This window comes from Bradyrhizobium sp. SZCCHNR1093, from assembly GCF_032381175.1.
GTDB lineage: Bacteria > Pseudomonadota > Alphaproteobacteria > Rhizobiales > Xanthobacteraceae > Bradyrhizobium.
This window is the reverse complement of record NZ_JAUHJJ010000011.1, coordinates 49,654-72,371: the sequence shown is the minus strand read 5'-3', so window position 1 is coordinate 72,371 and position 22,718 is coordinate 49,654. Positions and strand designations below refer to the sequence as shown.

22 protein-coding genes are annotated in these 22,718 nt (G+C 65.2%); 12 read left to right on the top strand and 10 right to left on the bottom strand.

The window, feature by feature from the left end:
- From QX070_RS27230 to QX070_RS27210, 5 genes are all read right to left on the bottom strand, one after another.
- Entirely contained in the window at positions 1–762 is a 762-nt protein-coding gene (locus QX070_RS27230) for a glucose 1-dehydrogenase (protein ID WP_315740242.1), read from the bottom strand.
- Positions 759–2,492, bottom strand: coding sequence for an FAD-dependent oxidoreductase (locus QX070_RS27225; RefSeq protein ID WP_315740241.1), 1,734 nt, complete (start codon positions 2,490–2,492; stop codon positions 759–761). Before QX070_RS27225 ends, QX070_RS27230 begins: the two co-directional genes overlap by 4 nt.
- A gap of 10 nt (positions 2,493–2,502) precedes the next feature.
- Positions 2,503–3,714 carry an ABC transporter substrate-binding protein gene (locus QX070_RS27220; RefSeq protein WP_315740240.1) on the bottom strand — a complete coding sequence of 404 codons (1,212 nt, stop codon included), beginning with the start codon at positions 3,712–3,714 and terminating at the stop codon, positions 2,503–2,505.
- 254 nt (positions 3,715–3,968) lie between these two features.
- Positions 3,969–4,340 carry a hypothetical protein gene (locus QX070_RS33080; RefSeq protein WP_409998904.1) on the bottom strand — a complete coding sequence of 124 codons (372 nt, stop codon included), beginning with the start codon at positions 4,338–4,340 and terminating at the stop codon, positions 3,969–3,971.
- A gap of 694 nt (positions 4,341–5,034) precedes the next feature.
- The gene (locus tag QX070_RS27210) at positions 5,035–5,865 is read right to left on the bottom strand and encodes an alpha/beta hydrolase (protein WP_315740239.1); all 831 of its coding nucleotides are present in this window, start codon (positions 5,863–5,865) and stop codon (positions 5,035–5,037) included.
- A 397-nt stretch (positions 5,866–6,262) separates the two neighbouring features.
- Here QX070_RS27210 and parC point away from each other — a divergent pair, with 397 nt between their 5' ends.
- The 5 genes from parC (at position 6,263) to QX070_RS27185 (ending at position 11,981) form a co-directional block, all read left to right on the top strand.
- Entirely contained in the window at positions 6,263–8,515 is a 2,253-nt protein-coding gene (parC, locus tag QX070_RS27205; protein ID WP_315740238.1) for a DNA topoisomerase IV subunit A, read from the top strand.
- Positions 8,516–8,598: 83 nt separating this feature from the next.
- On the top strand, positions 8,599–9,561 hold the full coding sequence (locus QX070_RS27200) for a cation diffusion facilitator family transporter (RefSeq protein WP_315740237.1): 963 nt from the start codon (positions 8,599–8,601) through the stop codon (positions 9,559–9,561).
- 206 nt (positions 9,562–9,767) lie between these two features.
- A complete protein-coding gene (gene arsC / locus QX070_RS27195; protein ID WP_315740236.1) occupies positions 9,768–10,172 on the top strand; it encodes an arsenate reductase (glutaredoxin) in 405 nt (134 codons plus the stop codon).
- A 37-nt stretch (positions 10,173–10,209) separates the two neighbouring features.
- Entirely contained in the window at positions 10,210–11,484 is a 1,275-nt protein-coding gene (locus tag QX070_RS27190) for an adenylate/guanylate cyclase domain-containing protein (protein ID WP_315740235.1), read from the top strand.
- A gap of 62 nt (positions 11,485–11,546) precedes the next feature.
- Positions 11,547–11,981 carry a universal stress protein gene (locus tag QX070_RS27185; RefSeq protein ID WP_315740234.1) on the top strand — a complete coding sequence of 145 codons (435 nt, stop codon included), beginning with the start codon at positions 11,547–11,549 and terminating at the stop codon, positions 11,979–11,981.
- On the opposite strand, the gene QX070_RS27180 is transcribed toward QX070_RS27185, so the two are convergent.
- On the bottom strand, positions 11,978–13,204 hold the full coding sequence (locus QX070_RS27180; RefSeq protein ID WP_315740233.1) for an MFS transporter: 1,227 nt from the start codon (positions 13,202–13,204) through the stop codon (positions 11,978–11,980). The two genes, QX070_RS27185 and QX070_RS27180, sit on opposite strands and share 4 nt — an antisense overlap.
- A gap of 102 nt (positions 13,205–13,306) precedes the next feature.
- Complete coding sequence (locus tag QX070_RS27175; RefSeq protein WP_315740232.1) at positions 13,307–14,095, bottom strand: class I SAM-dependent methyltransferase; 789 nt, start codon at positions 14,093–14,095, stop codon at positions 13,307–13,309.
- 203 nt (positions 14,096–14,298) lie between these two features.
- Between QX070_RS27175 and QX070_RS27170 the strand changes: the two genes are divergently transcribed.
- Positions 14,299–15,675, top strand: coding sequence for an Nramp family divalent metal transporter (locus QX070_RS27170; protein ID WP_315740231.1), 1,377 nt, complete (start codon positions 14,299–14,301; stop codon positions 15,673–15,675).
- 87 nt (positions 15,676–15,762) lie between these two features.
- Here the strand turns inward: QX070_RS27170 and QX070_RS27165 are convergent, their stop codons facing one another.
- The 3 genes from QX070_RS27165 to hemB form a co-directional block, all read right to left on the bottom strand.
- Complete coding sequence (locus QX070_RS27165) at positions 15,763–16,539, bottom strand: arginyltransferase (RefSeq protein ID WP_315740230.1); 777 nt, start codon at positions 16,537–16,539, stop codon at positions 15,763–15,765.
- Positions 16,540–16,630: 91 nt separating this feature from the next.
- Entirely contained in the window at positions 16,631–17,164 is a 534-nt protein-coding gene (locus QX070_RS27160; RefSeq protein WP_315740229.1) for an RDD family protein, read from the bottom strand.
- Positions 17,165–17,362: 198 nt separating this feature from the next.
- Positions 17,363–18,424, bottom strand: coding sequence for a porphobilinogen synthase (gene hemB / locus QX070_RS27155; RefSeq protein ID WP_315740228.1), 1,062 nt, complete (start codon positions 18,422–18,424; stop codon positions 17,363–17,365).
- 215 nt (positions 18,425–18,639) lie between these two features.
- On the opposite strand from hemB, the gene QX070_RS27150 reads away from it, so the two are divergent.
- The 6 genes from QX070_RS27150 (at position 18,640) to glyA (ending at position 22,718) form a co-directional block, all read left to right on the top strand.
- Complete coding sequence (locus QX070_RS27150) at positions 18,640–19,107, top strand: DUF6163 family protein (RefSeq protein WP_315740227.1); 468 nt, start codon at positions 18,640–18,642, stop codon at positions 19,105–19,107.
- Positions 19,108–19,467: 360 nt separating this feature from the next.
- Positions 19,468–19,980 carry a transcriptional regulator LdtR gene (gene ldtR / locus QX070_RS27145; RefSeq protein WP_008962376.1) on the top strand — a complete coding sequence of 171 codons (513 nt, stop codon included), beginning with the start codon at positions 19,468–19,470 and terminating at the stop codon, positions 19,978–19,980.
- 207 nt (positions 19,981–20,187) lie between these two features.
- The gene (locus tag QX070_RS27140; protein WP_315740226.1) at positions 20,188–20,403 is read left to right on the top strand and encodes a hypothetical protein; all 216 of its coding nucleotides are present in this window, start codon (positions 20,188–20,190) and stop codon (positions 20,401–20,403) included.
- Between the two features lie 26 nt (positions 20,404–20,429).
- Entirely contained in the window at positions 20,430–20,651 is a 222-nt protein-coding gene (locus tag QX070_RS27135) for a hypothetical protein (protein WP_315711437.1), read from the top strand.
- Between the two features lie 356 nt (positions 20,652–21,007).
- Entirely contained in the window at positions 21,008–21,229 is a 222-nt protein-coding gene (locus QX070_RS27130; RefSeq protein WP_315740225.1) for a hypothetical protein, read from the top strand.
- A 184-nt stretch (positions 21,230–21,413) separates the two neighbouring features.
- Positions 21,414–22,718: a serine hydroxymethyltransferase gene (gene glyA, locus QX070_RS27125; RefSeq protein ID WP_315740224.1), complete on the top strand. Its 1,305-nt coding sequence runs from the start codon at positions 21,414–21,416 to the stop codon at positions 22,716–22,718.

Sequence of the window (22,718 nt, the reverse complement as noted above, 5' to 3'; positions counted from 1 at the left end):
CTACACCGCCAGGAAGCCGCCGTCGACCGGCAAGGTCACGCCGTTGACGTAGGACGCCATGTCCGAGACCAGGAACGCCACCGGGCCCGCGAGCTCCTCGGGCTGGCCGACGCGGCCGAGCGGCGTGCGGCTCATGAAGCCGGCGAGCCGCTCGGGATCGTTGCGGGTCGACTCCGTCATCGCGGTGGCGATCACGCCGGGCGCGATCGCGTTGACGCGGATGCCGTCGGCGGCGAGCTCGCGCGCCAGCGCCTGGGTCAGCGACTTCACGCCGCCCTTGGAGGGCGAGTAGCCGAGCGTGTTGCTGATGCCGATGAAGGAGGCGACGGAGGCGATGTTGACGATCGTGCCGCGCGTCGCGCGCAACGCGGCGAGAAACGCGTAGGTGACGTTGAACACGCCGTTGAGATTGACGTCGAGCACGCGCTGCCAGTTCTGTGGCGCGCGGGCTGAGTCGATGCCCTCGCGAATGATGATGCCGGCGTTGTTGACGAGGATGGAGATGGCGCCGACCTCGGTGCGCAACTGCGCCGCCAATGCGGTGCAGCCCGCGGCGTCGGTGACGTCGAGCCGATGTGCCCACGCCTTGCGGCCGTGATCGCGGATCTCGGCGGCGCAGCGCTCGGCGCCCTCCAAGTCGATGTCGGTGATGATCACGTCGGCGCCGCGGCCGGCGAGCCCCAGCGCGATCGCGCGGCCATTGCCGTGCGCCGCGCCCGTCACCAGCGCGAGCTTGCCGGCCAACATCTGACTGTCGCTCATGCGGGGCTCCTTTGCCTGGCGCGTTCGGCGAGATGCCGGCCGGCAATGTAGCCGAAGGTCAGCGCCGGGCCCAGCGTGATGCCGGCGCCGGGATAGTTGCCGCCCATGATGCTCGCCATGTCGTTGCCGGCGGCATACAGCCCCTCGATCGGCTGGCCCTGCGCATCGAGCGCGCGGGCATGCTCGTCGGTGCGGATGCCGGCATAGGTGCCGAGATCGCCGATCACCATCTTGATCGCGTAGAACGGCCCGTCCTTGATCGGCGCCACGCACGGGTTCGGCCCGTGCAGCGCATCGCCCTGGTAGCGATTGTAGGCGCGCGAGCCCTTGCCGAAGGTCGGATCCTGGCCCAGCGCCGCATCGGCGTTGAAGGCGGCGACGGTTGCTTCCAGCGCCATCGCGTCGATGCCGGCTACGCGCGCGAGCTCGGCGAGCGTCGCGCCGCGCTTGAGATAGCCGGTGCTGAGATGATGCCCGAGCGGCATCGGGAACGGTGGTACGCAGCCGAGGCCGTAGCGGCGCAATGAGCGGTGATCGGTGATCAGCCAGGCAGCGATCTCGCGGCCGGGCTTGGCCGCCTTGACCATCGCCTGCACGAAGTCGTGGTAGGAATTGCCTTCATTGGCGAAGCGCACGCCGTCCGCGGTCACTGCGATCACGCCGGGCTTGGCACGGTCGATGAAGTGCGGCATCACGCCCTTGCTGCCGTCCTTGCGCGTGGTGACGGAGACCGGCACCCAGGCCGCCGCATGCGGCAGGCCGTCCTCGACCCGGCCGCCGACCGCTTCCGCCAGCCGCAGGCCGTCGCCGGTGTTGCCGACAGGGCCGGGCGACACATGCTCCTGGCCGGTCGGCGCATGCGGAAACATCGCCTTGCGTCGTTCGACGTCATGCGGGAAGCCGCCGCAGGCAAGCACCACGCCGAGCCGCGCATTGACCCTGATGCGCTTGCCCTGTCGCGTCACCACGGCGCCGCGCACGGCATCGCCGTCGCGGATCAGCTCCGCCACAGGCGACGACAGCCACAGGGGAATGCCGAGATCGAACGCGGATTTCGCCAGCCGCCCTGCCAGCGCGTTGCCGTTGGTGAGCGTCATGCCGCGGCCATGGCGCAGCACGTCCAGCGCATGTTTCGACAGCCGCTTGGCGACATAGAACGCGGACGCCAGCGACTTGGTCGCGCGCATGAAATGGATGATCTCCTTGCCGGAGCCGAGCATCATGCCGAACACGGTGAGCTCGGGCAGCGGCTGGCCGAGATCGTTGATGTGATCGCCCAGCTCGCGGCCGTCGAACGGCCGCGTCACCATCGAGCGGCCGCCCTGCGTGCCGCCCGGCGCCTCCGCGTGATAGTCAGGGAAGGTCAGCGGCATGTCGAACTTGAGTGCCGTCTTGCCGATGAAGAAGTCGACCGCCTCCGGGCCCTTGCTCAGGAACGCATCGACCCGCGCCGCATCGAAACTGTTGCCGGCTTCATGACGCAGATAGCTGCGCGCCAGCTCGGGCGGCTCGTCGATGCCCCACGCCTTCGCCAGCGAGGTCCCGGGGATCCACAGCCAGCCGCCGGAGCGCGCGGTGGTGCCGCCGAACCGCGGCTCCTTTTCGGTGACGAGGACCTTCAGCCCGGCATGGGCGGCGGTAACCGCCGCTGACAGCCCGGCCGCGCCGGAGCCGACCACCAGCACGTCGCAATCATAGCTGTCGCCGTCCTTGGTATCGGCTCCGCTCATGCGCGCGCTCCTACTTCTTCAGCAACGGGCACTTGGACTCGGAGACCGGCCGGAACGCATCCTCGCCCTTCACGGTCTTGACGATCTCCAGATAGTCCCACGGCTCCTTCGACTCCGACGGCTTCTTGACGCGGGCGAGGTACATGTCGCGGATGACCCGGCCATCCTCGCGCAACTTGCCGCCGTGAACGAAGGTGTCCTCGATCGGCAGCTCGCGCATCTTCGCCATGACAGCCTTGGGATCATCGGTGCCGGCCGCCTTGATCGCCTTGAGATAGTGCAGCACCGAGCCGTAGACGCCGGTCTGGATCATGGTCGGCATCACCTTGGCGCGAGCGTAGAACTTCTTCGACCAGGCGCGGGTGGCCTCGTCCATCGCCCAATAGGACGCCGTGGTCATGTAGGTGCCCTGCGCGGCCTCGAGCCCGATCGCATGCACGTCGGTGTCGAACATCAGGAGGCCCACCAGCTTCTGGCCGCCCTTCACCAGGCCAAACTCGCCGGACTGCTTGATCGCGTTGTCGGTATCCTGGCCGGCATTGGCGAAGGCGACGACGTCGGCCTTGGAGCTCTGCGCCTGCAGCGCGAAGGAGGAGAAGTCGGCGGTGTTGGTCGGATGCTTGACGCCGCCGAGGATGGTGCCGCCGAGCTCCTTGATGAAGCGTGTGGCGTCCTTCTCCAACTGCTGGCCGAAGGCATAGTCCGCGGTGATGAAGTACCAGGATTTGCCGCCCTGGCCGATCACGGCCGAAGTCGTCACCTTGGACAGCGCATACGTATCATAGGTGAAATGCACGGTGTTCGGGCTGCACAGCTCGTCGGTCAGCGAGCTCGCGCCGGGACCGGACAGCAGCGCGATCTTGTTGCGCTCGCGCACCATGTTGTGCACGGCAATCGCGATGCCGGAGTTGGGGATGTCGACGACGGCGTCGACCTTGCCGTTGTCGAACCAGTCGCGCACGACCGTCGTTCCGACGTCGGTCTTCATCTGGTGATCGGCGCTGATGATCTCGATCGGCTTGCCGAGCACATTGGGGCCGAACTCCTCGACCGCCATCTTGGCCGCCTCGACCGAGCCCGGCCCGCTGTTGTCGCGTCCCCAGCTCGAGAGATCGGTGAGTACGCCGATCCGCACCACGTCGTCAGAAACCTGGGCTGAAGCGCCTGTCGCGATGAATGATGTCGTTGCCAGGAACGCGCAGGCGAGCAGCTGCCGTCGCATGAAGATCCTCCCCGTTTTGCTCCGCTCTGTCGGCGGTGATGGGAATTAGACATTGACGAATAAATTTGTCAATTGCGAACGGGTGGGACGTGGCGCAGCGGCCGGGGGATAGAAGATGGAGGCCGGCGGCGCGTCAGGCGCGATCCGACGTCCTCATGGTGAGGAGCGCCGCGTGCGGCGCATCTCGAACCAAGAGGTCCCGAAGTGAGCGCGTTGGGGATGCTTTACGACTGTAGGAAAGCCTGTGATCCGCTCTACATGCGCGGCATGATCTGCAGTTCGAGCAGCGCGAGCCGCTGCATCGCGGTGACGTCGCGCTCGCCGGCCTTGGCGGCACGCAGCACGGCTTCCGCAAGCAGGTTCACGTTCGTCGAACTCACCGGCTCAGGCAGCGCGGCGACCGACGCGTTGAGGGCTTCGGTCATCAGCGCGATGACATCAGGCGAAAAGGACGCATCGGAAAAATTCTTCATGCAAAGATGCCCGCCAGCAGGTCGTGCTTCGGTTGATATCGCATACGCATTACGTTGATGCGGAGAGAACGCGCCTTGGGCGCTATCGGTTCCCGCGGTTGCGCTGAGCTGCGTGGTCCCGCTTCTGATATGCAGAATTGCGCGATCTCCCATGCGCCAATTGCCCGTCGAGCCAATCTGCCGCAGGGGGCGCGCCTTGTGTCGTCGGGCAAATCAGGACGATGTTTCCCGGCATCCCGCCTCCACATGAGGGGCGCATCGCGATCGTCACGAGACGTAGGAAGCGGGGAGCGGTGGCCTGTCGGATCGCAGCGTGCATGTGCGCGCGGACGAACGTGTCCGGCAGGACGAGGAAATCGCAGCGTCCTGGCGCCCCGATGCTGGCGCCAAGTCCGTGGGTGATGATCCCAGGGGCGACGGTGGCTCACAAGCCGGACACCGGGGAGACTGCGTATAACTCGTAAGCCCATCGCACAGGGAGGGCCGGGTCGTCCGGCTGACCTGTGGTACCTGCCGCCTGCATTTTTTTTCGCAGGCGGGCCACGGGCCTCAGTCGAGGTCCGGCCTTCCCTGCGCCCTCTGTTAGATGAGGGTGATCGATCCTGATAGCTCGGGCGCGGAGCGCGTCGCGAGAAGGCAGGACGACGTCTCCAACGCGGAAATTGAGATAGTGGATCAATGGTAGCCCCGAACTCGTCGTGCCCGGGCTTGTCCCGGGCATCCACGTCGTTCGGCGTGTGCAGTGCTGCGTGGATGGCCGGGACAAGCCCGGCCATGACGAGCAAGATTTGAGATCTATCGCTTCATCGGCATCGGAATGCGCATTCGGCGAAGTGCAATGATCGAGCTACCCCTTGATGAAGGCCAGCAGGTCGGCATTGATCACGTCGGCATGCGTGGTCGCCATGCCATGCGGAAATCCCGGATAGGTCTTCAAGGTCCCGTGCTTCAACAGCTTGATGCCGATGCGCGCGGAATCGTCGATCGGGACGATCTGGTCGTCCTCGCCGTGCATCAGCAGCACCGGCACGTCGATCGCCTTCAGGTCCTCGGTGAAGTCGGTCTCCGAGAAGGCCTTGATGCAATCGTAATGGGCCTTGGTGCCGCCCATCATGCCCTGGCGCCACCAGTTGCGGATCACGCCTTCGGAGACCTTGGCGCCGTCGCGGTTGAAGCCGTAGAACGGGCCGGTCGGAATATCGAGGAAGAATTGCGCGCGGTTGGCGGCGAGCGCCGTGCGGAAGCCGTCGAACACCTCGATCGGCAGTCCGCCGGGATTGCTCGCCGTCTTCAGCATGATCGGTGGTACCGCTCCGAGCAACGCGGCCTTGGCGACGCGGCCCTTGCCGTGCTTGGCGACGTAGCGCGCGACCTCGCCGCCGCCGGTGGAGTGGCCGACATGGATCGCGTCTCGCAGGTCGAGCTTCGCGGCAAGCGCAGCGACATCGGCGGCGTAGGTGTCCATTTCATTGCCGGTCTCCGTCTGGCTGGAGCGGCCGTGACCACGCCGGTCGTGCGCGATGACGCGAAAACCCTTGTCGAGGAAGAACAGCATCTGCGCGTCCCAATCGTCGGACGACAGCGGCCAGCCGTGGTGGAAGACGATGGGCTGGCCCGAGCCCCAATCCTTGTAGAAGATCTGCGTGCCGTCCGATGTCGTCACGAATCCTGAGCTCATGGAGCATCTGCCTTTCTCACTGGATGGGATCTGCCGCGTTCAAGGCGCGGCGCGATGGCTCTCCTCGCAGGGCCGTTGCGTCGGCGAGGATGAGCGCCGTCACCTTAGCGACGGCGGGTGACGATCTCAGCTACACAGACTCGTGTGCGACATCGTTGCACCTCAACGGGACGCGGGTCGGCTGCTCAATCCGTGAGCGTTGCGACATGCGTCGGCGTCACGTGAACTGCATGATTTTCGGGCCGGGTTGCGGTTCCGCGGCCGAAGTCCCGGCTTTTTCCTCGGGGAACCGGGCAGGGCCGACATTGCGCCCCAGCGCATCATCGCATAAAGCCTGTTCCCAAATCGTTCACGCTAGCTCAGGCTCAAGGGCTAACCCACTGAAAGCTCAACGCGAATGGGAAAATCACTGATTCCGCCGGAACCAGCCGAGATTCACGAGGTGACGCTCCGGGATGCGCTGGAAGAGCGCTATCTCGCCTACGCGCTCTCGACCATCATGCACCGCGCACTGCCGGACGCGCGCGACGGCCTCAAGCCCGTGCACCGGCGCATCCTCTACGGCATGCGGCTGCTGCGGCTCGACCCGGGCACGGCGTTCAAGAAATCCGCCAAGATCGTCGGCGACGTGATGGGCTCGTTCCATCCGCATGGCGACCAGGCGATCTACGACGCGATGGTGCGCCTCGCGCAGGATTTTTCCTCGCGCTATCCGCTGGTCGACGGCCAGGGCAATTTCGGCAACATCGACGGCGATAATCCGGCAGCCTACCGCTACACCGAAGCGCGCATGACCGATGTCGCGCGGCTGCTGCTGGAAGGCATCGACGAGGACGGCGTCGAGTTCCGGCCGAACTATGACGGCCAGTCGAAGGAGCCGGTCGTACTGCCCGGCGGCTTCCCGAACCTGCTGGCCAACGGCGCCCAGGGTATCGCGGTGGGCATGGCAACTTCGATTCCGCCGCACAATGCCGCGGAGCTCTGCGACGCCGCGCTGCATCTGATCGAGAAGCCTGACGCCAAGTCGCGCGCGCTGCTGCGCTGGGTGAAGGGGCCGGACTTCCCGACCGGCGGCACCGTGATCGATTCCAAGGAGTCGATCATCGAGGCCTACACCACCGGCCGCGGCTCGTTCCGTGTCCGCGCCAAGTGGAAGCAGGAGGAGGGCAACCGCGGCACCTGGATCGTCGTCATCACCGAGATTCCCTATCTCGTGCAGAAGTCACGGCTGGTCGAGAAGATCGCAGAGCTGCTCAACGAGAAGAAGCTGCCGCTGGTCGGCGACGTCCGTGACGAGTCGGCCGAGGACGTGCGGCTCGTGATCGAGCCGAAGTCGAAGAACGTCGATCCGGCGCTGATGATGGAATCGCTGTTCCGGCTCACCGATCTCGAGAGCAAGATTCCGCTGAACCTCAACGTGCTGATCAAAGGCCGCATCCCCAAGGTGGTGGGCCTGGCCGAGTGCCTGCGCGAATGGCTCGACCATCTGCGCGACGTGCTGCTGCGGCGCTCGAACTACCGCAAGAAGCAGATCGAGAACCGGCTGGAGATTCTCGGTGGCTATTTGATCGCCTACCTCAACATCGACGAGGTGATCAGGATCATCCGCACCGAGGACGAGCCCAAGCCGGTGCTGATGAAGACGTTCAAGCTCACCGAGGTGCAGGCCGAGGCCATCCTCAACATGCGCCTGCGTAGCTTGCGCAAGCTCGAGGAAATGGAGATCCGCACCGAGGACAAGAATCTGCGCGGCGAGCTGAAGGGCATCAATGCGCTGCTCGGATCCGAGGAGCTGCAATGGGCCAAGGTTGGCGAGCAGGTCAAGACGGTCCGCGACATGTTCGGGCCGAAGACGCCGCTCGGCAAGCGCCGCACCAATTTCGCCGACGCGCCGGAGCACGATCTCGCCGCTATTGAAGAAGCCTTCATCGAGCGCGAGCCGGTCACCGTCGTCGTCTCCGACAAGGGCTGGGTGCGCACCTTGAAGGGCCACGTCGCCGACCTGTCGAACCTGCAGTTCAAGACCGACGACCAGCTCGGCCAGGCGTTCTTCGCCGAGAACACCTCCAAGGTGCTGCTGTTCGCCAGCAACGGCAAGTTCTACTCGCTGGACGTCGGCAAGCTGCCCGGCGGCCGCGGCCACGGCGAGCCGATCCGCATGTTCATCGACCTCGACCAGGACGCCTCGATCGTGTCGATGTTCGTCAACAAGGGGGAGCGCAAGTTCCTCATTGCCGCCTCGGACGGTCAGGGCTTCGTGGTCAAGGAGGAGGATTGCGTCAGCAACACCCGCAAGGGCAAGCAGGTGCTCAACGTGACCGCGCCGGCGGAAGCGCGCGCGATCACGACGGTCGCGGGCGATCAGGTCGCGGTCATCGGCACCAACCACAAGATGGTGGTGTTTGGGCTCGACCAGGTGCCGGAGATGGCGCGCGGCCGCGGCGTCCGGCTGCAGAAATACACCAGCGCGCAGCTCTCCGACGTCACCACCTTCGAGCAGAAGCAGGGACTGGCCTGGAAGGATTCCGCCGGCCGCGACCAGGGGCTGAGCTGGAAGGAGCTGGCCGACTACCGCGGCAACCGCGCCGATGCCGGGCGCATCGCGCAGGGGCTGCCGAAGTCGAACAAGTTCAACCGGCCGATCGAGTAGCGACGTAATAGTATCCGTCGAGCGGCCGTCTATATCAGGCAGCGGGCGATCGCGAGGTGCGCGATCGCCCGGGGGCACGTTGGATGGCGCACTCGCATTCTCATCATCACGGCCATGACCATTCCCATGATCATGGCCCCTCACATGCCCACGGCCATGCCGGCCACAGCCATGCGCCGGTGAGCTTTGGTGCGGCCTTTGCGATCGGCGTGTCGCTCAACACGGCCTTCGTCATCGCCGAGCTTGTGTTCGGCTATGCCGCGCATTCACTGGCACTGATCTCGGACGCCGTCCACAATCTGTCCGACGTGATGTCGCTGCTCCTGGCCTGGGGCGCCCTATGGCTGGCGGGCCGGCGGCCGACCGACCGCCATACCTACGGCTATCGCCGCGCCTCGATTCTGGCGGCGCTGATCAATGCGGGGCTGCTGCTGGTGGTGGTCGGCGGCATCGCCGTCGAGGCGTTCGATCGCCTGCGCAATCCGGGCGAGGTGGCCGGCACCACCGTGCTGTGGGTCGCCGCGCTCGGCATCGCCATCAACGGCGCCACCGCGATGATGTTCATGCGCGGCCGCGACACCGACCTCAACATTCGCGGCGCCTACCTGCACATGGCCGCCGATGCCGCCGTGTCGTTCGGCGTGGTCGTCGCGGCGCTGGTCACGATCTGGACGGGGTGGCTGTGGATCGATCCGGTGGTCAGCCTGGTCATCGCGCTCGTCGTGCTCCTGAGTGGCTGGGATCTCGCCCGCGACAGCGTCAATCTGGCGCTCGACGCTGTGCCGCGCGACATCGCGCTGCCGGAGGTGCGCGAATATCTCGCCTCCCTCGACGGCGTCAGCGAGGTGCACGACCTCCACATCTGGGCGATGAGCACCAACGAGACCGCGCTGACGGCGCATCTGGTACGGGCAGGCGGAACGGATGATGCATTCCTGCATCGCGTTTGCGCCGAGCTGTCACATCGCTTCAACATCCAGCATCCGACCCTGCAGATCGAGGCCGATGGCTGCGCCTGCAAGCTCGCTCCTGCCGACGTGGTGTGAGCCGCGATGGGTCAGCTCCCGCCAGCCAGTCTGCACAGCGCGCCGGCGATTTCTCTCGACCGGCGGAGTTCCCATTCCGGCCGGCGGCGGCGCCGTGGTAACAGTGACCATTTCCCGCATCGCGGCCGCACCATCAGGGACACGATGCGTGGGGTGAGACGCATGGCACGGGAATGTGCCTTTGGAACGCAACGACTGGACAGCCCATGCCCGTGACGATCTTTCACAATCCGGCCTGCGGCATGTCGCGCAACACGCTCGCGATGATCCGCGCCTCGGGTGAGGAGCCTGAGGTGATCGAATATCTGAAAAGCCCGCCGAGCCGCGAGCAGCTGATTGCGCTGATCAACGCGATGGGCGTCAAGGTGCGCGACGTGCTGCGCGAAAAGGGCACGCCCTATGCCGAGCTTGGGCTGGGCGATTCCAAATGGACCGACGACCAGCTGATCGAGGCGATGCTCGCGCATCCGATCCTGATCAACCGGCCGATCGTGGTGACCAGCAAGGGCGCGCGGCTTTGCCGCCCGTCCGAACTTGTGCTCGACCTGCTCGATCATCCCGTCTCCTCCTTCACCAAGGAGGACGGCGAGGTGGTGAGCCGGCCTGCCTGAAGCTTTCCGGATCGTGACGCGTTGGTGAGCTGAAACCATGGATACGGCGACCCGTCTCGAAGTGGCGAACTGGCTCGTGGCTCAGAGCCTGACCGGCATGCCCGAAAATGAGATCCTGCGCGGCTTCTGCGAGCGCTGCCGCGTGGCCGGGCTTGAATTGTCGCGCAGCCTTGCGATCATCGATACGCTGCATCCGATTTTCGAGGGGCGTGGCTTCCGCTGGAACGATTTCGACACGAACGAAGCGGACAGCTTTGAATATGGCTCCAGCAATGAGGGAGAGGCGGCACAGAATTGGCGGCGCTCGGTCTTCCACCACATGCTGGAGAACGGCCATGACGAGTTCAGCATCGACTTCACGAATTGTGCGCATCTCGATTTTCCGGTCATCGAGGAGCTTTCCGCACAGGGGCATCGGCACTATCTCGCCTTCGTGCACCGGTTCGGGGAAGCCGGCACGCTCGGCCAGATGGACTGCTTCTATTCCAACTGGCTGACGCGACGTGACGGCGGCTTCACCGACACGCAGATCGGCGCATTGCGCGACCTGGTCCCGCTGCTCGCGCTGACGATCAAATCCGCGCAGCAGGTCGATATCGTGCGAACCCTTGGCCGCGTCTATCTCGGCCGCGATGCTTCGGAGCAGGTGCTGCGCGGCCGGATCTCCCGCGGTGTCACCGAGCGCATCAATGCGGTGCTGTGGTTCTCCGACCTGCGCAGTTCGACCGCGATCAGCGAGAGCATCTCGCCGGACGAGATCATCCCGCTGCTCAACGACTATGCGGAGGCATCGATCGACGCGATCTACGAGTCGGGCGGCGACGTGCTGAAGCTGATCGGCGACGGCGTGCTGGCGATCTTCACCGGCGGCGACATGGCCTCGGCCCGTCACGCTGCGCTGCGCGCCGAGCATCGCTTTCGGCTGAACATCATGAAGCTGAACGCGCGGCGCGCCGGCGAGGGACGGCCCGTCACCTCGGCCTATGTCGGCCTGCATGTCGGCGAGGTGTTCTACGGCAATATCGGCAGCGAGGACCGGCTCGACTTCACCGTCGTGGGACCGGCCGTCAACGAGGTCAGCCGCATCGCCTCGATGTGCCGCTCGGTCGATCGTGAACTGTTGGCATCCTCCGAGTTCTGCGAGGGGCTCGACGACGAAGGTCGCCGCTATCTGGTGTCGACCGGACGCTACGCGCTGCGCGGCATCGGCCGCGCGCAGGATCTCTTCACGCTCGATCCGGAACTTGCCGGCAGCGCATCGGCCACGCGGGCCTACGAGAACTACCTGGCGGACGAGATGTCGCACCCTTGACCCACGTCAATGCCCAGCAGAAGCGAGTCTGCCCAGCATCCTCTGCCGGGAGGTGAAAGCTCATGTACAAACATATTCTGCTGCCGACCGATGGGTCCGACCTTTCCAAGGCCGCAATCAAGCACGGTATCGCGCTCGCCAAGGCGACCGGGGCCAGGGTCACGGCGCTGGTGGTGTCGACGCCGCTGCATTCGCTGGTCGTCGATCCCCACGCTGCGACCAAGGCGCTTGCGCAATACAAGTCGCTGGTGGCCGATCAGACCGCGAAATACCTCGATCATGTGAAGGACGACGCGGAGCAGGCCGGCGTCGCCTGCGCCACGCTCTGCGTCGAGCACGACAAGCCCTATGAGGCGATCGTCGAGACCGCGCGCAAGCAGCATTGCGATCTGGTGCTGATGGCCTCGCATGGGCTGCGCGGCGTCTCGGCGATCCTGGGCAGCGAGACCTTGAAGGTGCTGACGCATTCGACCGTGCCGATCCTGGTCTATCGCTAGGCGGGCTGCGGCTCCGGCTGGCGCGCGATCGCGACGACCGGCGAGGCGAGGATGACGAGCGCCTGCAGGCCGAAGATGGCGGCGACGAGGTAGAGACACATGTCGGCGCCGTAACGGCCGCCGACGACCGCGCCGAGCAGCGAGCCCAGCGGACGGGCGCCATAGCTCAGGATGTTGATGGCCGACACCCGCCCGAGCAGGCCCGCCGGCGTCACCGACTGCCGCAGCGTCGTGGTCGAGATCACCCAGAGGATCGGCCCAGCGCCGAGCAGGAAGAAGCTGAGGGCGGCAAGGTAGGGCGAGGGGACGAACGTGGTCAGTGCCATGATGAGCGCCGCGGCGAAGCCGGTGACGGGGCCGAGCCCGATGACGGTGCCGAACGGCAGCCGCCGCATGATGCGCGTCGCCAGCAGCGCACCGCACACCATGCCGACGCCGAACATCGACAGCACCGTGCCGACGCCTCCCGCCGACAGGCCGAGCCGGTGCACCGCATAGGGCACGAACACCGCGAGCAGCAGGAAATGCGCGGTGTTGAAGATGAACTGGGTGACGAACACCGGCCGCAGCAGCGGATGATGCAGCACGAAGGCGGCGCCTTCGCGGATGTCGGCGAGCGGATGGCGGCGCGGCACCGGCGCACGGGCGGGCTCGGCGATGCCGGCCAGGCACATGGCTGCGATCAGCGAGAGCGCCGCGGCGCAGCCGAAGGCCGGAGCGCCGCCGATCCAGCCGACCAGCATGCCGCCCAGCGCGGGCCCGGTGGCAAAGGCGATGGTGCGGGCAAGCTCGATGCGCGCATTCGCGGACGCCAACTGGGCCGGGGCGACGAGGCTCGGCACCAGGGCAGGCGCTGCGACGCTGAACACGACCGTGCCGCACACCGCCGCGAATCCGAGCGCCGCCAGCAGCGGCAGCGTGAGCGCGCCGGACGCGAAGGCGATGAGGATCGCGAGCAGCGCGAGCGCGCGAAGCGTCTCTGCCAGGGCCATCAGCAGCCGTCGCGACATCCGGTCGGCGAGCAGCCCCGCAGGGATCGCGAACAGCACGAAGGGAGCGGTCAGCGCCGTCTGCAGCAGGCCGGTCGCGCCCTCGCCAACGCCGAGTGCGAGCACCGCGACGATCGGTGCTGCGGCGAGCGCGATCTGCTCGGCCGATTGCGCGGTGAGGTTCGACCAGGCGAGGCGGTGGAAGCCGGCGGGCAGGGCGGGAGAAGGAGGCATGAAGAGGAACCTGATGTGATGATGCGGCCATCATCACCACGCCGCCTCCTTGCGCCCACCCGCTTCCTGATCTCCGGTATCGGCCGTCGTGCTGCGGACGGCCTATGCCGCGGTCGGTGCCTCGGCCAATCCCCATTCCGGGGGCAGCGTGCGGAACGCCAGATGGGTGCCGGCATTCAGCGGCGCCGTCTTGAATCCGAACCGGTGCCAGGCCAGCGCCAGCGCATGCTGGGTGTAGATCGAGATGTGGCCGTTGCGCGGCGCGATGTACCACCAGGACATGCCCTGGCTGTCGAAGTCGTCCGGCTGGGTCAACGTCGAGTAGAACACCGCGCCCGGTTCGGCCACGCAGGCCGCCATGGCTCCGATCGTCGCCAGCGGATCGGGCACGTGCTCCAGCGTCTCGAAGCAGGTGACGAGATCGAACTTGCGATCGGGGCGGGTGGCGTGCTCGGCCACCATCGGATCATAGGTGACCGCTTCCGCAAAGCCTTGAGCACGCAGGCCGGTGCAGAACACGTCGTTGCCGCCGCCGAAGTCGAGCACCCGCATGCCGGCCTTGTGTGGCGCCCAGAAGCGGGCGACGGCCGCCGCATTGTCGGTCGGGCGCTTGACCCGATAGTCGGGATCCACGGCTTCGTAGCCGTCGTTGTAGATGTGGGTCTTGAACTGCTCGATGCTCCAGTCGTCGAAGGCGTCGGTGAACAGAAAGCCGCAGTCCGCGCAGCGCCGGTAATAGATGGGCACACCCGAGAGCGGCGCGCGATACGCATGCGCCGTCTGGCATGGGCGGTTCATGTCGACGACGCCGTAGAGGTCGGCAGGACCGTCACAGATCTTGCAAGGAACAGGCGCGTTGGAGATCGGTCGGAGGCCAAGGTTGGCAGACATGTTGGATCCGGTCAGTGGGGAGACGGGGACCCGGCCGCGCCGATTCGTGTGTGCTTCAGGCGCTCTCGCGAATCGGCAAGGGCGAGCAGCTGCCATGATGGAATGGTATTGGATTAATACCAACGCTTGCGGGTACCCGCCCGCAGCGCTCCTCTACTTGCAAATCAGTTGCATTAAAGGTCGGTTTCGTTCAGGATAGCGGAATGGACGCAAAACCGTCAGATCTTTCGCAACTGCGAGCCTTGGTTCAGCCCAGCGACGGCCGCTCCGGCTGGCGCGGTGAGCGCGGTGAGCCCTCTCTCGGCGACATGTTCGCGACGGTGCGAACCGCAACCAAGGGGTCGCTCTGGCGAAAGCTGCTCGCCTTTCTCGGACCCGGCTATCTGGTCGCGGTCGGCTACATGGACCCCGGCAATTGGGCGACCTCGCTCGCCGGCGGTGCCAAGTTCGGCTACGTGCTATTGTCGGTCGCGCTGCTGTCCAACCTGATGGCGATCGTGCTGCAGTCGCTGTGCACCCGGCTCGGCGTCGCCACCGGCCGCGACCTGGCCCAGGCGTGCCGCGATTCGACGCCGCGCTGGGTTTCGTTGCCGCTGTGGCTGTCGGCGGAGATCGCGATCACGGCCACCGACCTCGCCGAGGTGATCGGTACTGCGATCGGTCTCAGCCTGCTGTTCGGGCTGCCGCTGTCGATCGGCGTCTGCGTCACCGCGCTCGATGTCTTCCTGATCCTGGCGCTGCAGGCCTTCGGCTTCCGTTGGATCGAGGCGTTCGTGGTCGCGCTGCTCGGCATCATCGCGCTGTGCTTCGCGATCCAGATCGCGATGGCGCAGCCGGACTGGGCCGAGGTGGTGAAAGGCTTCGTCCCCAGCGGACAGCTGATCGCCAACCCGGAGATGCTCTATCTGGCGCTCGGCATTCTCGGCGCTACCGTGATGCCGCACAATTTGTATCTCCACTCGGGTCTGGTCCAGACCCGCGGCTACGGCGACAGCCCAGAGGACAAGCGCGAGGCGATCACGCTCTCCACGATCGATTCGACCATCGCGCTGTGCCTTGCGCTGACCATCAACGCCTCGATCCTGATCCTGGCGGCGGCGACGTTCCACCGGACCGGACAACGCGACGTCGCCGAGCTTGATCAGGCGCATTCCTTCCTGGCGCCGCTGCTCGGGTCGACGTTGGCACCGACGCTGTTTGCGATCGCGCTTTTGTGCTGCGGCCTGAATTCGACGATCACCGCGACCCTGTCCGGTCAGATCGTGATGGAAGGCTTTCTTCACTGGCGGATCGCGCCCTGGCTGCGCCGGCTGATCACCCGCATGATCGCAATCGTGCCGGCCGTGGTGGTGACGATCTGGGCCGGCGAGAAGGCGACCGGGCAGCTCCTGATCCTCAGTCAGGTCGTGCTCAGCCTGCAACTGCCGTTCGCGATCGTGCCGCTGGTGCTGCTCACCGCGAGCCGGGCCAAGATGGGGCAGTTCGTGGCGCCGCGCTGGCTGACGGCGCTCGCGACCTTGATCGCGGTGGTGATCATCGCGCTCAATACCAAGCTGGTGTGGGATCTGGCCACGGGATGATGAGGAGAGGCGAATAGCGAAGGGGAAAAGCGAATAGGGACGTTCGAAGCGCTCTATTCGCTACTCCCCATTCGCTATTCGCCTCCTCTAGTCCTGCGGCTCGGGCGCGGTGTCGCCTTCGGCATCCACGCGCAGCCAGCCGGCAGCCGCGAGACGTTGTTGCGGCAGATAGCGACTCTTGTAGTCCATCTTCTTCGAACCCTCGATCCAGTAGCCCAGATAGACGTAGGGCAGGCCCTGGCGCCGCGCCCGGGCGATGTGGTCGAGGATCATGAAGGTGCCGAGCGAGCGGGTGGTCTCCGAGGGGTCGAAGAACGAGTACACCATCGACAGGCCGTCGCTGAGCACGTCCGTCAGCGCCACTGCGACCAGTTCGCCGCCGCGGGCATTCGGACCGTTGCTCAGATTGCGGCGGCGGTACTCGATGATTCGCGTCTCGACATGGCTGTCCTCGACCATCATGGCGTAATCGAGCACCGTCATGTCGGCCATGCCGCCATGACGATGGCGCTGATCGAGATAGCTGCGGAAGATCGAATATTGCTCGGAGGTCGGCACGGCGCTGCGCTGCTCGCCGACCAGATCGGAATTGCGCGCGAGCACCTTGCGGAAGTTGCGCGAGGGGCGGAATTCGTTGGCGATCACGCGGACGGACACGCAGGCCCGGCATTGGTCGCAGGCCGGCCGGTAAGCGATCGACTGGCTGCGGCGGAAGCCGCCATGGGTCAGGAGGTCGTTGAGATCGGTCGCCTTGTCGCCGACCAGATGCGTGAACACCTTGCGTTCCTGCCGCCCCGGCAGATAGGGGCAGGGCGAGGGCGCGGTCAGGTAGAATTGCGGGGTGTCACGCGAATGCTGGGTCAAGGAACGTCGTGAGCCTCCGGGGCGATCATCAACAGAATTGCGCTCCGGAGGCGGCCGGTCAATCGCTTTTGCAGTGCCACCGGACGTCTCATCAGGTGCGAGCCGGTTCAGTCAGTTGCGAGCGCACGGACGTGTTGATCACGACGGTACCGAGCACGAAATCGTGCAGCAGCCGGCGGCGGCTGTTGAACAGTCCAATCAGCAGCACGAACGGCGACAACGCCGAGACCGAGACCCAGAAGCAGACCGCGTGCACGGCACCGAGCACGAAATAGCCCGGCGCGCCGTACCAAGTCCGTACCTCCAGATCCATCACCCGCATGCCGATCGTCGCCGAGTTCGGCCCGCCGATCGTTGCGCCGTAGTAGACGATGGCCCAGATCACCGCAGCCGGCGACACCAGCCAGAACAACGCCCAGCCGAGACCCAGCGTGACCACGCCGAACACGGCAATGAAGATCACCGCCAGGATCACCGGGACCGAGAGCACCAGGAGATCGATCAGGAACGCAATCATCCGCCGCGTCAGCACGCCGCGAAACAATTCCGGCTGCTGATAGGGATCGTAGGCGTGTGGCCGAGCACCGGGACCGCCATTGCTATCGCCTGAACCCATATACGCCATGAATAAGCCCTCCGGATTGGCACCCAGGACATGGGAACCCCTCTTGCGCTTGCAAGGGCTGTTCTTGCACGGGGCGCGGCAAATTTCCGGCCATTTCGCGACTTGTAAGCCAGAACTTCGCGAGCCGGCGGCCCGCGCAGGCGAAAGGAGCGGCGCGCTCAAGGAGCGTGGGGGTCTTGGAAAGATCCCAGCGCCTCCTCAACGCTGCTGCCGCAGCCGCTCGGCAGCTTGCGGGGCGAAATAGGTGAGCACGCCGTCGGCGCCGGCGCGCTTGAACGCCAGCAGGCTTTCCATCATCGCCCGGTCGCCGTCGATCCAGCCATTGTTGGCGGCGGCCGTGATCATCGCGTATTCGCCCGACACCTGATAGGCGAAGGTCGGCATGCTGAACGTGTCCTTCACGCGCCTGACGACGTCGAGATAGGGCATGCCCGGCTTCACCATCACCATGTCGGCGCCCTCGGCGATGTCGAGCTCGACCTCGCGCAGCGCCTCGTCGGAGTTGGCGCTGTCCATCTGATAGGTGCGCTTGTCGCCGGTCAGCGTCTTGGCCGAGCCGATCGCGTCGCGGAACGGGCCGTAGAAGGCGGAGGCATATTTGGCCGCATAGGCCATGATCTGCACGTCGAGGAAGCCGGCCTGGTCCAGGGCCTGACGGATCGCGCCGACCCGGCCGTCCATCATGTCCGACGGCGCGATGATGTCGCAGCCGGCCTCGGCCTGCACCAGGGCCTGGCGCACCAGCACGGCGACCGTCTCGTCGTTGAGGATGCGGCCGTCCCGGATCAGGCCGTCATGGCCGTGGCTGGTGAATGGATCGAGCGCTACGTCGCAGAGCACGCCGATCTCCGGGAACTCCTTCTTGATCGCACGCACCGCCTGGCAGACCAAATTGTCCGGGTTGCAGGCCTCGGAGCCGTGCTCGTCGCGCAGCGACGGCTCGGTATAGGGGAACAGCGCGATGCAGGGGATGTCCAGCTTGGCGGCACGCTCGGCATCGCGGACGATCTCGTCCACGCTCAGCCGCTCCACCCCGGGCATCGAGGCGACGGTGCTGCGGGTCCGGTCGCCCTGCACCACGAACAGGGGCCAGATCAGATCGTCCGTCGTGAGCACGTTCTCGCGCACCAGCCGGCGGGCCCATTCAGCTTTGCGGTTGCGGCGGGGACGGATGGTGAGGTCGAGCGCCGGCGTCAGTCCAGTGGCCGGATTGCGCGCGGTGTCGCGCAGGTCGATCGGGCGCCCGAATTTGATCGCCATGAGGGCTGGCTCCTTGCTGACCGGCGAGCCGGATTTTGACTTGTTGTAATTCCAACAATCTGTAGCATTTTGCCTGTCGCCCGTCACTTGACCTGACGCAAGCGGCCCGGTTGATTTCCGGCCCGGTTGATTTCACGGTCCGGCCGGCCAAGAATCGCCATGCTCCTGGTCTTGAGAGGCCCCAATGACGACCCGCCTGTTCTGCTCGAGCTGCCATGGCTGAGATTCCCTCGGCGCGAGATCTGGCGCGTGACAACGCCGCCATGTCGATTGCCGCCATGTCCTCGGATCGGCGCGAGAGCGACGACAATGTCTGGACGCGGCGGCTCGTGCTGTTCCTGCGGGTCATGGCCATGCTCTCGATCGCCAAGGGCCTTTACCATTGGGCCCAGGTGACCGGCTTCATCGGCGGCGAGGACGACGCGTTCGAGAACCAGGCGATGGCCTGGCAGGCCGCGACGGTCTATTTCGCGGTGATCGAGCTCGTCGCCGCCGTGGGCCTGTGGCTGGCCACGCCGTGGGGCGCGGTGGTGTGGCTCACCACGGTCGTCTCGATGGCGGTCATCGAGCTCATGTTCCCGGGCATCTATGGCGGCAATCTGCTGGTGGTCGCGGGCGAGGCGGTCATGCTCGCCGCCTATCTCGTGCTGGCCTGGATGGCGGCCCGGGAGCGGCCACCATAGGTCGTGCGGAAAATTCGTTGCACGCTGTAAATCTTTTCAGCGCGATGCAAGTAATGTTTCGAACACCTTAAGAGCGTCTGCCACAGCCGTTACAGAGACCTTAGCGGCGCTACCCAAGCGTGTTTTGTAATGCGACAGGTGGGTGAAACGAACCGCGAACATCGCCCCTCGACCGTCAACGGACTATTGCAAAAGCCTCTGTAATTACTGAATTAAAAGAGGATTCACTCTCCGCGATTCATTCTCTCTTTATGCTCTTATTTAAGGCGATCTTCAAAGCACGCCCCTTAAGTTCGTTCTATCAGACGGGACAAAAGTTTCGTCGAATAAGTCGACAAAAACGACGACAGGGGAAGTGTCATGATGAAAGCCGTTGCGACGGCCGTGGAGACTGCTGCGCCGGGCCAGGGCGGCACCGTGCAGTCGCTCTATCTGGAAGCACTGACGCTGGTGGAGCGGCTGCATCGCCGTCTGCTCGACGTCATCAAGGACGAGTTCGACCGCCGTGGTCGTTCCGATATCAATTCGGTCCAGGCGCTGCTGCTCTATAACATCGGCGACAAGGAGCTGACCGCGGGCGAGCTGCGCACGCGCGGCTACTATCTCGGCTCCAACGTCTCCTACAACCTGAAGAAGCTGGTGGAGCTCGGCTTCCTCGACCACCAGCGCTCGCGCGTCGATCGCCGCTCGGTCCGCATCCGCCTGACCCCGCAGGGGCAGGAGATCCGCCGCATCGTCGACTCGCTGTATCAGAAGCACGTCAAGACCGTGGAGCAGGTCGGCGGCATTTCGAGCGAGGAGTTCTCCACGCTCAACAAGTCGCTGCATCGTCTCGAGCGGTTCTGGACCGACCAGATCCTGTATCGCCTCTGAGCCGGTCTCACCGTTTCGGCTGAGCCGGCCTCAGACATCGAGAGCCAAAACCGGACAGCCGTTGATCGTCTGGAAGTCGTTCTTGCGCCGGCCCCTTCGGGCCGGCGTTTTCTTGTTCGCCTTGGCAAAAACCTTGGCAAAAACCCCGGTCCGAATTGGAACCAATCGAGGCTCCTGGGCTTATGTCCCTGGACCGGAGGTCGGACCATGCTGCACGATGCCGGAATGCAAGTCATGAACGTGGCGATGGTCGGGGATGCCTATGCCATCGCCTCCAACTATCTGCGTCTCTCCGGCGAGCTGCCAGAGGAGTTCGCGCCGAACGAGAGACTTGTCGACATCATCGTTCAGCTGATTCACCGCGGAGAATTCAACAAGCTCAAGCTCGCCAACAAGGCGATCTCGATGTTCAAGTCTGCCTGACGGCCTGACGTTCAAGAGGGGATGATATGGAAGCCGCCATCGATCGCATCATGCACACTTACGACCTGCTGGCGAACCGCACCGCCGCGGCGAGCGACGAGGCGCGCCGCAAGGTGAGCGCCTATATCCAGACCTTGTTCGAAGCCGGCGAGCGCGATCCGCACCGCCTGACGGTATGCGGCCTGACCTATCTGCGTCAGCTCGATGGCCGCGTCGATCCGGTGAAGGCGGGCTACACCGGCCTCTGATGTCTTTCGGTGCGGCATTGCTCGCCGCGCGCTTGCCTCACAACCTGTATGAGACCGTCCGGTTTCATGCAGGTTGTTTGTATTTGGGGGCGATGCATTTGGTGTCCCGAGTCATTGTCGTGGCAGCAATCTTGGCCTTCGCGTGCGGTGAGCTGAGCCTGCCCACGAGGAGTATGGCTGAGACGGTTTAACCCCAGAAGGGACCGAACAGTCGAGAAGCACTGGCCAGAATAGGCGCCTGCGCAGCGACGACGATCACGAAAATTGCTGATCGGTTTGATGAGCCGCTGTCGCCTACCCCGTTCAAGCGCGGCGAGAAGCGCGACAAGTATGGTGATCCCATTATGGATCCGGGGATGCACGTGCTGTACCAGAACGGTGCCGAGCAGATCGACGCAGAGTGGAACGCCGTCGTGGCCCATTCCAAACTGGGCGATCCCGTGCGTCTCTGCACCGTCTGGAAGCCGAAGCAATGCCCGCCCGGCGATGATCGGGGGCGAATCTACAAGGCGACCAATCTCCGGACCAAGGAAATGTGGCAGATGTCGGAAAGCTGGCACTCCTGCGGCGGGGCTTGAGCAGGGCTTGCTCCGGACCTCGTCCACCATATCTGGCGCAAATATCCGGTTTGACCCGCAACCGCTTGGCCTGTCCCTTGGCCTGCCGCCGCCCATATGGTAAGGGCAGGGGTCTTTTCCGACCGACTTCACTGAACCGACCGCAGGCCACCTAAGGCCTTGCGGACGTGGAGATATTCCGCCGATGACCGCTTCCAGCGCCAAGCCCGCCTCGTCAGTCGATTCCTTCTTCTCCGCCACCCTGGCCGAGGCCGATCCCGAAATCGCCGCCGCCATCAAGGGTGAGCTCGGTCGGCAACGGCACGAGATCGAGCTGATCGCCTCGGAAAACATCGTCAGCCGGGCGGTCTTGGAGGCCCAGGGCTCGGTGATGACCAACAAGTACGCGGAAGGGTATCCGGGCGCGCGCTATTATGGCGGCTGCGAATGGGTCGACGTCGCCGAGAACCTCGCGATCGACCGCGCCAAGAAGCTGTTCGGCGCCAATTTCGCCAATGTCCAGCCGAACTCCGGCAGCCAGATGAACCAGGCCGTGTTCCTGGCGCTCCTGCAGCCCGGCGACACCTTCATGGGCCTCGACCTCGCCGCCGGCGGCCATCTCACCCACGGCTCGCCGGTCAACATGTCCGGCAAGTGGTTCAAAGCCGCGCACTACACGGTCCGCCGTGACGATCATCTGATCGACATGGATGCGGTCGCCAAGCAGGCCGAGGAGGTCAAGCCGAAGCTGATCATCGCCGGTGGCAGCGCCTACTCGCGCCCGTGGGACTTCAAGCGCTTCCGCGAGATCGCAGACCACGTCGGAGCCTACCTCCTGGTCGACATGGCGCACTTCGCCGGTCTCGTCGCCGGCGGCGTACATGCCTCGCCGGTGCCGCATGCCCACGTCACGACGACCACGACCCACAAATCGCTGCGTGGCCCGCGCGGCGGCCTGATCCTCTGGAACGACGAGGCGCTGACCAAGAAGCTGAACTCGGCGATCTTCCCGGGCCTGCAGGGCGGTCCGCTGATGCATGTGATCGCGGCCAAGGCGGTGGCCTTCGCCGAGGCGCTGCGGCCGGAGTTCAAGACTTACGCGAAGAACATCGTCGAGAACGCGAAGGCGCTGGCGGAATCGCTGCGCGCGCACGGCTTCGACATCGTCTCCGGCGGCACCGACAACCATTTGATGCTGGTCGACCTCCGGCCCAAGGCCCTGAAGGGCAACGTCTCGGAGAAGGCGCTGGTCCGCGCCGGCATCACCTGCAACAAGAACGGCATCCCGTTCGACCCCGAGAAGCCGTTCGTCACCTCGGGCCTGCGCCTCGGCACCCCCGCGGCGACCACCCGCGGCTTCGGCGTCGCCGAATTCCAGCAGGTCGGCAGCCTGATCGCCGAGGTGCTGAACGCGATCGCACAGGCGCCCGACGGCAGCGCGCCGCTGGTGGAAGCTGCGGTCAAGGAGAAGGTGAAGGCGCTGACCGACCGGTTCCCGATCTATCAGTAA